Source organism: Fructilactobacillus sp. Tb1 (assembly GCF_050500285.1).
Taxonomy (GTDB): Bacteria; Bacillota; Bacilli; order Lactobacillales; family Lactobacillaceae; genus Fructilactobacillus.
The window spans coordinates 669,774-683,616 of record NZ_CP191377.1 but is presented as its reverse complement, the minus strand read 5'-3'; the positions used below and the strand labels follow the sequence as shown (position 1 = coordinate 683,616).

Sequence of the window (13,843 nt, the reverse complement as noted above, 5' to 3'; positions counted from 1 at the left end):
GTAGCATAATAAAGGAGCTCGGCTACTTTTATTTATTATTTACGGTTAGTTCTCAATTTTACCATTGGACAATCCTCCATTTTTTGAATAATCGTATGTATTACAAAGTAGTATACAGATTTTTAACTAAAATACAAACTATTTTTAATTAAATGTTAATAAAATGAATAAATTACGAATTATATAACCTGGTAAAATCATAGTTAGAGTTAAGAAATATTTAATGTATAATGGAAGATAACGTTATGAATGTAAAGAGGAAGGAAGTTTTCCGCAAAAAATGTTATTACAAATCTTGTTTTTGATTGCAGCTGGGATTGCAGCTGGTCTGCTAGCTACAATCGCTGGGCTAGCATCAATTGTGTCTTATCCAGCTTTGTTAATGGTAGGAATCCCCCCAGTTGTCGCTAATGTGACTAACACAGTAGCATTAATTAGTACTGGTTTAGGTGCAATTCCGGCTTCATTAAAAGAACTAAAGGGTCAATGGCACCGAGTTTTTGGTTATACAATTTTAGCCGTTATTGGTAGTTTAATTGGTAGTTCATTGCTATTAATCGCTCCAGCAGCAACTTTTGAAAAGGTTGTGCCCTTTTTTATTCTTTCAGCTGGGGTATTGTTAATCCTCTCTGGTCGGGGAACGGATGATACTACAGTCAAATTGAAAAAGGATGCTACTAACCCACATCGCGAACGCATTATTAGATTATTTAGTTATGCAGCAATGGTATTTACCGGTGGCTATCTTGGTTACTTTGGTGCCGCTGGTGGGGTGGTGCTCCTTGCAATTTTAGGAGTAATTACTCACGAAGATTTTGCTGAATATAATGCCGTGAAAAATTTCATGTGTTGTATCTGTAACTTAGTAGCCACAATTTTATTCATTTTTAAAGCAACTATTGATTGGGGAGCTGTAATTCCAATGGGAATCGGTTTGTTAATCGGAGGGTACACTGGTCCATTGATTGTTCGTCATGTGAACGTTAAATTGCTTAGAATGTTAATCGCTTTAGCTTCATTTGCCTTGGCTGGATATCTTGGTTATCAAGCATATTTTGGATAAAAATAATGTAACGTCTCTCAATTTGGGGAGACGTTTTTTGTTAGTTGCATAATTATCTTAACCGTTTCTTTAACGGGCACTATGCTATAATTAGCAGTAATACATAGTAAAAAAGGAGTGGGAACACAGATGCCAGTTTTAGACCAAAAAGATAAAGAAATGGTAGCACGCTACGAAAAATTTATGCGTAGTACTAAAGAAGGACGTCTTACCCAAGACCTTGGTTGGGCAAAAGTTAAAAATAATTGGGAATCTCGTGAAGTTTTCGTGGAAAATGATAAGGGTGAAATCGTTGCTGCAATGTCAATGCTATTGACTGATACACCAACAGGTAAGAAATTTGCCTATGCTTCAAAGGGTCCAATTATTGCTGATAAATTTGACCTAGATCTTTTGGATAAATTAGTTGCTGAAGCTAAAAAAATTTTACCAGATGCCTACGTTTTACGTATGGATCCAGAAATTGAATATTCAGATGAATTAAATGAAGAACTTATTAAACGTGGGTACAAGACTCGTAACCGTAATGTTGCTGATGAAGGTATGCACGCTACAATTCAACCTCGTTTGAACATGGTCTTAGACTTAAATGATTTTCCTGGTAAGGAAACTACTTTAGATCTTTATCCATCAAAGACTAAGAGTAAATTGAAACGTCCAATTCGTGATGGCGTAGAAGTTACTTGGGGTCACGATGAAGCAGCCCTTGACGCTTTCTACCAAACTTACGAAACAATGGCGAACCGTCATGGAATCACTTATCGTCCAAAAGAATATTTCCAACGCATGTTAGATGCCTTTGATGAAGATACTTTACGAATTTACGTGGCTAAACGCGAAGGTAAATTACTTTCAACTGGAATTGCCCTTAAATACGGGGATAAGATTTGGTATGTTTATGCTGGATCAATGGATGGCAACATTTACTACGCACCATACGCAGTCCAAACTGCCATGATTCAATGGGCTTTAGACTCACCTGAAATCACGCTTTATGATATGGGTGGAATCGAAAGTGAATCAACTAGTGATCCACTATGGGTCTTCAAACATACCTTTGTTAAGGCATCACCAAAAGAATATATTGGTGAAATCGACGTCGTGCTAGATGACGCAGCTTACAAAGAACTAGTTAAAGATTAATATGTACACAAAAAGCAGATCTCAAAATTGAGATCTGCTTTTTAATTTGGCAGCTTATTTAGTGAGTGGTTCCCATTTCCAGTTAGTAACTTCTGGTAAATCGGTACCTTCTTCTCTAATGTAATGATTGTGTTTATCAATCATATCGTTCATTTCTTGAATAAAGTTCATGTTAGTTGCGGCTAATCCAGGAATAGCTTTCACAACATCTTTAGCTAAGTCAAAACGGTCTAATTGGTTAAGCACGCGCATGTCGAATGGGGTAGTAATATCACCATTTTCACGATATCCATGAATATCAACATTTTTATTGTCACGGTTAAAGAAGATTGAGTCAATCATATCTTCAAAGCCATGGAACGCAAATAGAATTGGGGTATCAGTGGTAAATAGCGCATTAAAATCTTCGTCGGTTAATCCACGAGGGTCAACTTTAGGACTACGCAATTTAAGTAAATCAACCACATTGATAAAACGAATCTTCATTTCAGGGAAATGTTTATGAAGAATAGATACAGCAGCTAAACCTTCAAGGGTTGGTTCAACTCCGGCAGTTGCAATGACGATATCAGGTTTTGACCCGTGGTCAGTAGAAGCCCAGTCAACATATCCTAAACCATTTTTAACAAGGTTTGAAGCTTCATCAATGTTGAACCATTGTGGACGAGGGTGCTTTGAAGTGATAAGCAAGTTAATCTTTTCATAGCTTGAAAAGGCCACATCAGCAACAGCAAGTAATGAGTTAGCATCAGCAGGTAAATATTCGCGAATGAATTCAGGTTTCTTTTCTGAAAGGTGATTGATAAGACCTGGATCTTGATGAGTGTAACCGTTATGATCTTGTTGGAAAACAGTTGAACAGTCTACGAAGTTTAATGAAGGGTATTTGTTTCTCCATTCTAATTCAGATGCTTTTCTTAACCATTTGAAATGTTGAGTAAGCATTGAATCCACAACACGACCAAAAGCTTCATAAGTAGCAAAGAATCCATGACGACCAGTTAAGACATAACCTTCTAACCAACCTTCATCATCATGTTCAGACAATTGAGAATCAATTACTCGGCCACTGTGTGCCATATGAGCATCAAAGGGAGCATCTATTTTACGTTCCCATTGACGGTTAGTAGTTTCGAACATATTCCAAAGACGGTTTGACCATGTTTCATCAGGACCAAAGACCCGGAAGTTGTTAGGATTTTTCTTAATTACATCACGAATCCATGATGACCAAACCACCATATCCATGGCTTCAATTTGACCAGGAACTTTAACGTCAACAGCGTAGTTACGGTAATTAGGAAGATCTAATGGTTTAGGATTAATTCCACCATTAGTAATTGGGTTAACTGACATCCGGTGATTACCTTTTGGAACTAAGGCTTTAAGTGTGTCGTTTAAATGACCATTTTCATCAAATAATTCTTCTGGTCTGTAGCTCTTCATCCATTTGACAAATTCATCAGCAGTTCCCATATCGTTAGCTGATAGTGGAAGGGGAACTTGATGAGCTCTGAATGATCCTTCAATTGGAAGCCCTTCAGCATTGTATTCAGGACCAGTCCAACCTTTAGGTGAACGGAAGACAATCATTGGCCATGCTGGACGAGTAGCTGTTTCAGGAGTTTGATTTTCACGAGCATTCTTTTGGATTGCTAAAATATCTGAAATAGCGGCATCCATAGTTTTAGCCATGTTAGCGTTAGTTTCATCAACGTTAGTCCCATGAGGTTCATTAGTTTCAACGAAGTAAGGTTTCCAACCTAAACCTTCAAAGTATTTACGTAGATCTTCATCAGAAGTCCGGTTAAAGATAGTTGGGTTACCAATTTTAAAACCATTTAAATTAATGATTGGTAAAGCAGCTCCATCAGTAACTGGGTTGATAAAGGAGCTTGAAAACCAAGAACCGGCTAAAGGACCACTTTCAGCTTCCCCATCACCAATTTCAACGGCAGCAATCACATCAGGGTTATCAAGAATTGCACCAACACCATGTGATAATGAGTAACCTAATTCTCCCCCTTCATGCATTGATCCAGGAGTTTCAGGGGCAGCGTGAGATGCGATACCGCCTGGGAATGAGAACTGTTTGAATAGTTTGGCCATCCCAGCTTTATCAGCAGTAATTCTTGGATAAATATCTGAATAACTGCCATCAAGATATGATTGAGAAACCATTACTTGACCACCATGACCTGAACCTTCGATGTAAAACATGTTTAAATTGTATTTATTAATTACACGGTTTAAATGAGTATAGATAAAGTTTTGGGATGCAATCGTACCCCAGTGACCAATTGGTTTAACTTTGACATCTTTAGAAGTTAAAGGTTTTTCCAAGAGGGGATTATCACGTAAGAATAGTTGTCCAACAGAAAGATAGTTAGCAGCACTCCAATATTGTTTCATTGTGTCTAGGTATTTTTTTGAATCGTAATTTGTTGACATAAATAGCACTTCCTTTAATTAATTATTTATTACAGTGCTATTCTAACAACGTTTTATCTATTATAGAAATAGATAAAATAGATATGAACTATTAGAAAAAGTAATCAAAAAAGCAGATCTCAAAATCGAGATCTGCTTTTTAATTGGTTTTAATATTTTTATTGATTTTCATTTCATGACTAACTAAGGAAGTGATTAGAGCGGATGCACCTAAAATAGTAGCCACAATAATGTAAGGAATGTGGGGATTGATATCCATCAAGCCACCAGCAAAAATTGGTCCAATAATATTACCAATACTAGTAAGTGACATGTTGATTCCATTGATTAAACCCTGATTGTTTTTTCCAAAACGCGTCAACATCGTAGTAATTGAAGGTCGAAGAATATCAAAGGCACAGAAGATAAAGAGCGTTGCAATGATAACTTCGATTTGGGAATGGGCAAGTAAAATCCAAACCGTACTCAATGTTCCAATGATGAAACAAATTCGCGTTAAGCCAATTTCACTGAAGAAATTGACCATCTTATCAAATAAGACCACTTGTAAAATTAACGAGAAGATTCCGTTTAAAATCAAGACGATGGCAATTTCGTTCAAAGTAAATTTGAACACTTCGTTCACGTACAAAGTATAGATACTTTCAAATCCCGAGAGACCGAATGATGAGACTAAAATCATCGCGAATAGAATAATGACAGCCTTGCTCATGATTGATTTATATCCTTTGTCACTGACGGGAAGTCCTTCAATCACTTCACCATGACTTTGCGCTTTCAAATGTTTGGGAATTCCGATAGTAAAGATGATGGCAGCAACAATTCCAGAAATTCCTGAGAACCAGAAGGGCATTTTATAACTCATGTTAGCCAAAACACCACCAAGTCCGGGACCGATGATTAATCCACCACTTAGAGCTGCGGAAATCCAACCAATCACTTTGGCACGATCCTTATCACTCGATAAATCAGCTGCCATTGCCATGGAAGTAGTTCCCACCATTGCAGCAGAAATTCCACCAATAATTCGAGAAATGTTGAACCACATTACGTCTCCCGCAGCGGCAAACATAAATTCAGAGACAGCATAGAGAATCAATCCTGCTGTTAGAATGGGGGTGCGTCCTGTTTTGTCAGAAATTTTTCCGACTACTGGGGAAAAAATAAACTGGGCAAAGGCATACAGTGAAGTCATAATTCCCATTTGTCCTGCTGTTAGATGATATTCAATTTTGATAAATGGTTCCACTGGAATTATTAATCCCCAACCCAAACAAATGATGAAGTTGGCAAGGACAATAATTAAGATGGCCCGTTTGGTTTCTTTTGCCACAGACGATACTCCTTTAATTAAGCGATAAGACTAATTCTAGCACGAATTTTCGGAAAGAAAATCCGTTTTCTTCCATAATACGTACATTTATCAAAAAAATTAAAGCGAAATGCTTAAATTACAGGTCTAAATCGTTATATAATAGCAATATTAATTGAAAAGAGGTTGAATCATGGCTGAAATTGAACGTTTTTATGATACTTTCCAACCGGAACATTACGACGTCTTTGTCGATGTGGACCGTGAAAAGAAAACTATCACAGGTAAAACTACCATTACTGGGAATGCAACCCAATCAGAAATTGCAGTAAACCAAAAGTTTTTGGTGATTGATGAAGTTTTAGCTGATGACAAACCAGCTGTTTTTACAACTGATAATGATGCCGAAGCAGTTCGTGTCACTTTACCTCACGCTGGTGAAGTGAAGTTGACCATTAAATATCATACTGAATTGACCGATACTTTGATGGGAATTTATCCTTCATATTACGAATTGAACGGTAAGAAGCAACAAATTATTGGTACACAATTTGAAACAACGTTTGCACGTCAAGCTTTCCCATGTGTTGACGAACCAGAAGCTAAAGCTACATTTAGTTTAGCCATCAAGTTTGATGAAAAACCAGGCGAAACAGTGTTAGCTAACATGCCAGAAAATCATGAAGCTGCCGGAGTTCATTACTTTGATGAAACGGTTAAAATGTCTACTTATTTAGTAGCCTTTGCCTTTGGTGATTTACAAAGCAATATGACTACCACTGATAGTGGAGTCAAAGTTGGAGTGTTTGCTACTAAAGCACATAAAGCTAACGAACTCGATTTTGCGTTAGATATTGCTAAACGTGCCATCGAATTCTACGAAGATTTCTATCAAACTCCATATCCACTTCCACATTCATGGCAATTAGCGTTACCTGATTTCTCAGCTGGTGCTATGGAAAACTGGGGACTAATTACTTATCGGGAAGCTTATCTACTATTAGATCCTGACAATACTCCTTTAGATACCAAGGAATTAGTTGCCACAGTTATCACTCATGAAATTGCACACCAATGGTTTGGTGACTTAGTAACCATGAAGTGGTGGGATGACCTTTGGTTGAACGAAAGTTTTGCCAACATGATGGAATATGTCTCTGTTGATGCCTTAAATCCAGAATGGAATGTTTGGGAATTATTCCAAATGTCAGATGTTCCTGCTGCTTTGAAACGAGATGCTACTGATGGCGTCCAATCAGTGCACGTGGACGTTAATAACCCAGCTGAAATTGACTCACTCTTTGATAGTGCGATTGTGTACGCTAAGGGTGCACGGATGTTAGTAATGGTTCGGGCCTTAATTGGTGATAAAGCGCTTCGTGAAGGGTTAAAGAACTACTTTGCTGAACATCAATACGGTAATTCAACTGGTGCCGATTTATGGAATGCTTTAGGTGAAGCTTCTGGAATCAACGTTGGTGAAATCATGAAGTCATGGTTGGAACAACCCGGTTACCCAGTTGTCACAGCTAAAGTGAATGATGCAGGTCAATTAGTACTTCATCAACAACAATTCTTCATCGGTGGTGGCGAAGATCAAGGCCGGACTTGGCAAATTCCATTGAACGGCAATTATGGTACTCCTCAAATTATGAGTGAAACAGACCTTAACTTGGGTGATTATGAAGCCTTACGTGCTGAAAATGACACACCTTTCCGCTTAAATGTTGGAAATAACTCTCATTTCATCGTCCAATATGATGATCAATTGATGCAAGATATTCTTGATCATGCGGATGATTTAGATGCGATCGGTAAACGTCAATTGCTTCAAGATGCTCAATTATTAGCATCAGCACAACGTTTATCATATGCATCATTAGTGCCTTTGTTAGTTAAGTTTGCAAATGATAAATCAGTAGCTGTTATCTCTGTTCTCTATAGTATTGCTAATTCATTGAAACAATTCGTAGTAGCTGGAAGTCCAGAAGAACAAGAATTACGTGAATTGTTTGGTAAGTTATGTAAGAAACAAGTGGAACGACTTGATTGGAATCCAAAAGAAACTGATACTAACGATGATCAATTGGTTCGTCCTTACGTATTGAATGCATCATTATATGCACAAGATGCTGTTTCAATTGCTCAAGCGCATGAATTATATGAAGATCACAATGATGATTTAATTAAATTGCCATCTTCAGTTCGTGGATTAGTTTTGAAAAACGAAGTCCAAAACTTTAGTAGTAAGGCTTTGTTTGATAAATTAATGAAGGAATATCACGAAACAGTTGATCCTAGTTACAAGCAAGATATCTGTATGGCAGTACCAAACGTAACTGAACCTGATTTGGTTAAGGCGTTGGTGGCTGACTTTGAAAATGCGGATGTTATCAAACCTCAAGATTTACGGGCGTGGTACCGTGGCGTGCTTGCTAATGACGAAAGTCAACAAGCAGCTTGGGATTGGATTCGTAATGACTGGGCATGGCTTGAAGCTACCGTTGGTGGTGATATGGAATTTGCAACTTTCATTACTGTAACGGCAAACATCTTCCATACGCCAGAAAGACTAGCAGAGTTTAATGCTTTCTTTGACCCTAAGATTAATACTCCAGGATTAACTCGTGAAATTAAAATGGATAAGAAATTGATTCAAGGTAAAGTTGATTTAGTGGAAAAAGAAAAGACTGCAGTAAATGATGCAGTTGCTAAAGAAGCTTAATCATATAGTAGAAAAAGCAAATTTCAGAACGTTGAAATTTGCTTTTTTGTTTGGTTAAAAATAAATTTGACTTTTTTTGACCAAAAAGTGTTGACAAAGAATTTATAACACGATATGATAGTAATCGTTCGTTAAGAGGAAGTCACAAATTTATAAATTAACTTTTAAAATTAATTATAAAAAAGTGTTGACTTTACATCTCTTTCCGAGTAACATAGTTCTTGTTCTGTTACGACAGAACTTGAGTAGATCTTTGAAAACTGAACAAGATTTTGATTACAATAAAGTGTAAGGATAATTTTTAAACTTAGTTTAGAAATTAAACAATTGCAATGTCAATTTGCGAAAAGTAATAAATAAGAGCTAGTAAAGTTCTCATTCTAAAATGAGAGTTTGATCCTGGCTCAGGACGAACGTTGGCGGCGTGCCTAATACATGCAAGTCGAACGAAGTCGCCTAATTGAAATGAGATGCTTGCATCGATTTGATTTTAGATCCGACTGAGTGGCGAACTGGTGAGTAACACGTGGGTAACCTGCCCAGAAGAAGGGGATAACACCTGGAAACAGATGCTAATACCGTATAACAACAAGAACCGCATGGTTCTTGTTTGAAAGCTGGCCTTTGTGCTAGTGCTTCTGGATGGACCCGCGGCGTATTAGCTAGTTGGTGAGATAATAGCTCACCAAGGCGATGATACGTAGCAGACCTGAGAGGGTAATCTGCCACAATGGGACTGAGACACGGCCCATACTCCTACGGGAGGCAGCAGTAGGGAATCTTCCACAATGGACGAAAGTCTGATGGAGCAACGCCGCGTGAGTGAAGAAGGGTTTCGGCTCGTAAAACTCTGTTGTTAGAGAAGAACGGCCGTGAGAGTAACTGCTCACGGTGTGACGGTATCTAACCAGAAAGTCACGGCTAACTACGTGCCAGCAGCCGCGGTAATACGTAGGTGGCAAACGTTGTCCGGATTTATTGGGCGTAAAGGGAGCGCAGGCGGTTTATTAAGTCTGATGTGAAAGCCTTCGGCTTAACCGGAGAAGTGCATCGGAAACTGATAAACTTGAGTGCAGAAAAGGATAGTGGAACTTCATGTGTAGCGGTGAAATGCGTAGATATATGAAGGAACACCAGTGGCGAAGGCGGCTATCTGGTCTGTAACTGACGCTGAGGCTCGAAAGCATGGGTAGCAAACAGGATTAGATACCCTGGTAGTCCATGCCGTAAACGATGAATGCTAGGTGTTGGGAGGTTTCCGCCTCTCAGTGCCGCAGCTAACGCATTAAGCATTCCGCCTGGGGAGTACGACCGCAAGGTTGAAACTCAAAGGAATTGACGGGGACCCGCACAAGCGGTGGAGCATGTGGTTTAATTCGATGCTACGCGAAGAACCTTACCAGGACTTGACATCTTCTGCCAATCTAAGAGATTAGACGTTCCCTTCGGGGACAGAATGACAGGTGGTGCATGGTTGTCGTCAGCTCGTGTCGTGAGATGTTGGGTTAAGTCCCGCAACGAGCGCAACCCTTGTCTTTAGTTGCCAGCATTAAGTTGGGCACTCTAGAGAGACTGCCGGTGATAAACCGGAGGAAGGTGGGGACGACGTCAAATCATCATGCCCCTTATGTCCTGGGCTACACACGTGCTACAATGGGCGATACAACGAGTTGCGAAACCGCGAGGTCAAGCTAATCTCTTAAAGTCGTTCTCAGTTCGGATTGCAGTCTGCAACTCGACTGCATGAAGTTGGAATCGCTAGTAATCGTGGATCAGCATGCCACGGTGAATACGTTCCCGGGTCTTGTACACACCGCCCGTCACACCATGAGAGTTTGTAACACCCAAAGTCGGTTGGATAACCTTTTAGGAGTCCGCCGCCTAAGGTGGGACAGATGATTAGGGTGAAGTCGTAACAAGGTAGCCGTAGGAGAACCTGCGGCTGGATCACCTCCTTTCTAAGGAATAATTCGGAACCTTACATTAATCAAAATCTTATTCAGTTTTGAGAGTTTCTACTCTCTTAATTTTGTTCTTTGAAAACTAGATAATATTATTTTCTGTAATAATTATATTTTTATATAATTGAACCGAGAAATAACCATTGTGTTATTTTTGAGTTTTTTAATTAGTTTTAATCGCTAAAACTCAATATAATTTATAATCCGTAGGATTATAGGTTAAGTTAATAAGGGCGCATGGTGAATGCCTTGGTACTAGGAGCCGATGAAGGACGCAACTAACTGCGATAAGCTTCGGGGAGCTGTACGTAAGCTTTGATCCGGAGATTTCCGAATGAGGAAACTCGACCAGTGTAATGGCTGGTCATTGCATAGTGAATACATAGCTATGCAAAGGCAGACGAGGGGAACTGAAACATCTAAGTACCCTCAGGAATATAAAGAAATTTCGATTCCCTAAGTAGCGGCGAGCGAACGGGGAATAGCCCAAACCGAACCCTTGTGGTTCGGGGTTGTAGGACTGAACATTTGAGTTACAAAAGTATTTGATAGTTGAATTAGCTGGGAAGCTAAGCCAAAGAGAGTGATAGCCTTGTAAGCGAAATCAAATACCCTCAGTTCAGGATCCTGAGTACGGCGACACACGTGAAACGTCGTCGGAATCTGGGAGGACCATCTCCCAAGGCTAAATACTACCTAGTGACCGATAGTGAACCAGTACCGTGAGGGAAAGGTGAAAAGCACCCCGGAAGGGGAGTGAAATAGTTCCTGCAACCATGTGCCTACAAGCAGTCAGAGTCCGTTAATGGATGATGGCGTGCCTTTTGTAGAATGAACCGGCGAGTTACAGTTGCATGCAAGGTTAAGCCGAAAAAGCGGAGCCGTAGCGAAAGCGAGTCTTAATAGGGCGTATTAGTATGTTGCCGTAGACCCGAAACCAGGTGATCTACCCATGTCCAGGATGAAAGTGCGGTAATACGCACCGGAGGTCCGAACCCGTGTACGTTGAAAAGTGCTGGGATGAGGTGTGGGTAGCGGTGAAATTCCAAACGAACTTGGAGATAGCTGGTTCTCTCCGAAATAGCTTTAGGGCTAGCCTCGGAATAAGAATCATGGAGGTAGAGCCACTGTTTGAGCAAGGGGTCCATCTAGGATTACTAAGTTCAGATAAACTCCGAATACCATTGATTTATGTCCGGGAGTCAGACTATGAGTGATAAGATCCATAGTCGAAAGGGGAACAGCCCAGACCGCCAGTTAAGGTCCCTAAATATATGCTAAGTGGAAAAGGAAGTGGAGTTGCATAGACAACTAGGATGTTGGCTCAGAAGCAGCCACCATTTAAAGAGTGCGTAATAGCTCACTAGTCGAGTGATTCTGCGCCGAAAATTTACCGGGGCTAAGCATATTACCGAGACTGCGGACGCAACTATGTTGCGTGATAGGAGAGCGTTCTAAGGGCAATGAAGGTAGACCGTAAGGACTACTGGAGCGCTTAGAAGTGAGAATGCCGGTATGAGTAGCGAAAGATCAGTGAGAATCTGATCCACCGTATGACTAAGGTTTCCTGGGGAAGGCTCGTCCACCCAGGGTTAGTCGGGACCTAAGCCGAGGCTGAGAAGCGTAGGCGATGGATAACAGGTTGAGATTCCTGTACTAGTTAATTATGTTTGAACAACGGAGGGACGCAGTAGGCTAAGATATGCGCACTGTTGGATATGTGCGTTTAAATTGTAAGTCAGTTTGAGAGTCAAATGCTTTCAAGCGGGTTGACAAGCAATGATGAGGATCGAAATTTAAGTAGAGAAGTATCTGACGTCACACTGCCGAGAAAAGCTTCTAGTTAGTAATTAATTACCCGTACCGCAAACCGACACAGGTAGTCGAGGAGAGTATCCTCAGGTGAGCGAGAGAACTATCGTTAAGGAACTCGGCAAAATGACCCCGTAACTTCGGAAGAAGGGGTGCTGACCGCAAGGTCAGCCGCAGTGAAAAGACTCAAACGACTGTTTATCAAAAACACAGGTTTATGCAAAATCGTAAGATGAAGTATATGGGCTGACGCCTGCCCGGTGCTGGAAGGTTAAGTGGAAGTGTTAGCTTCGGCGAAGCACCGAAATGAAGCCCCAGTAAACGGCGGCCGTAACTATAACGGTCCTAAGGTAGCGAAATTCCTTGTCGGGTAAGTTCCGACCCGCACGAAAGGCGTAACGATTTGAGTACTGTCTCAACGATAGACTCGGTGAAATTAAGATACCTGTGAAGAAGCAGGTTACCCGTGACAGGACGGAAAGACCCCATGGAGCTTTACTGTAGCTTGATATTGGGTGTTTACATAACTTGTACAGGATAGGTAGGAGCCATAGAAGCCGGGACGCTAGTCTCGGTGGAGGCGTTAGTGGGATACTACCCTTGTTATGTGAACACTCTAACCCTGCGCACTGATCGTGCGCGGAGACAGTGTCTGGTTGGCAGTTTGACTGGGGCGGTCGCCTCCTAAATAGTAACGGAGGCGCTCAAAGGTTTGCTTAGAATGGTTGGAAATCATTCCTAAAGTGTAAAGGCAAAAGCAAGCTTGACTGCGAGACATACAGGTCGAGCAGGGACGAAAGTCGGACTTAGTGATCCGGTGGTACCGTATGGAAGGGCCATCGCTCAACGGATAAAAGCTACCCTGGGGATAACAGGCTTATCTCCCCCAAGAGTTCACATCGACGGGGAGGTTTGGCACCTCGATGTCGGCTCATCGCATCCTGGGGCTGTAGTTGGTCCCAAGGGTTGGGCTGTTCGCCCATTAAAGCGGTACGCGAGCTGGGTTCAGAACGTCGTGAGACAGTTCGGTCCCTATTCGTCGCGGGCGCAGGAAATTTGAGAGGAGCTGTCCCTAGTACGAGAGGACCGGGATGGACATACCGCTGGTGTATCAGTTGCGCCGCCAGGCGCATTGCTGAGTAGCTATGTATGGATGAGATAAACGCTGAAAGCATCTAAGTGTGAAACTCGCCTCAAGATGAGATTTCCCATTCCTTTATGGAAGTAAGACCCCTGAAAGATGATCAGGTAGATAGGTTAGAAGTGGAAGCGTAGTGATACGTGAAGCGGACTAATACTAATCGGTCGAGGACTTAACCAAGTATTTATATTATAGATACAATGGAAAATATCGGAAGAAAATAATATTGTCTAGT

The 13,843-nt window shown here is 40.8% G+C and carries 5 protein-coding genes and 2 rRNA genes; 5 read left to right on the top strand and 2 right to left on the bottom strand.

All coding sequences use genetic code 11. The annotated features are described in order from the left end of the window. The first annotated feature begins 280 nt into the window (after window positions 1-280). Window positions 281-1,063 (top strand): sulfite exporter TauE/SafE family protein, encoded by a 783-nt coding sequence (locus ACQW5G_RS03580; RefSeq protein ID WP_429971695.1) that lies wholly within the window; start codon window positions 281-283, stop codon window positions 1,061-1,063. Between the two features lie 129 nt (window positions 1,064-1,192). Beyond that, window positions 1,193-2,206: a UDP-N-acetylmuramoylpentapeptide-lysine N(6)-alanyltransferase gene (gene femX / locus ACQW5G_RS03575; RefSeq protein ID WP_429971694.1), complete on the top strand. Its 1,014-nt coding sequence runs from the start codon at window positions 1,193-1,195 to the stop codon at window positions 2,204-2,206. A gap of 54 nt (window positions 2,207-2,260) precedes the next feature. Here the strand turns inward: femX and ACQW5G_RS03570 are convergent, their stop codons facing one another. Next, window positions 2,261-4,657, bottom strand: coding sequence for a phosphoketolase family protein (locus ACQW5G_RS03570; protein WP_429971693.1), 2,397 nt, complete (start codon window positions 4,655-4,657; stop codon window positions 2,261-2,263). 139 nt (window positions 4,658-4,796) lie between these two features. Continuing rightward, a complete protein-coding gene (locus ACQW5G_RS03565) occupies window positions 4,797-5,990 on the bottom strand; it encodes an MFS transporter (protein WP_429971692.1) in 1,194 nt (397 codons plus the stop codon). Window positions 5,991-6,162: 172 nt separating this feature from the next. Between ACQW5G_RS03565 and ACQW5G_RS03560 the strand changes: the two genes are divergently transcribed. The 3 genes from ACQW5G_RS03560 (at window position 6,163) to ACQW5G_RS03550 (ending at window position 13,788) form a co-directional block, all read left to right on the top strand. Continuing rightward, complete coding sequence (locus ACQW5G_RS03560; RefSeq protein WP_429971691.1) at window positions 6,163-8,694, top strand: M1 family metallopeptidase; 2,532 nt, start codon at window positions 6,163-6,165, stop codon at window positions 8,692-8,694. Window positions 8,695-9,075: 381 nt separating this feature from the next. Then, window positions 9,076-10,652: ribosomal RNA gene (locus ACQW5G_RS03555) — 16S ribosomal RNA — on the top strand. A 220-nt stretch (window positions 10,653-10,872) separates the two neighbouring features. Continuing rightward, window positions 10,873-13,788, top strand: a 23S ribosomal RNA gene (locus tag ACQW5G_RS03550). The 16S and 23S rRNA genes sit together here, the layout of an rRNA operon. Window positions 13,789-13,843: the final 55 nt, after the last annotated feature.

Coding starts and splice junctions, on each gene's coding strand:
- ACQW5G_RS03570 (WP_429971693.1), bottom strand. CDS start 4,657: ATGTCAACAAATTACGATTCAAAAAAATACCTAGACACAATGAAACAA.
- ACQW5G_RS03560 (WP_429971691.1), top strand. CDS start 6,163: ATGGCTGAAATTGAACGTTTTTATGATACTTTCCAACCGGAACATTAC.
- ACQW5G_RS03580 (WP_429971695.1), top strand. CDS start 281: ATGTTATTACAAATCTTGTTTTTGATTGCAGCTGGGATTGCAGCTGGT.
- femX (WP_429971694.1), top strand. CDS start 1,193: ATGCCAGTTTTAGACCAAAAAGATAAAGAAATGGTAGCACGCTACGAA.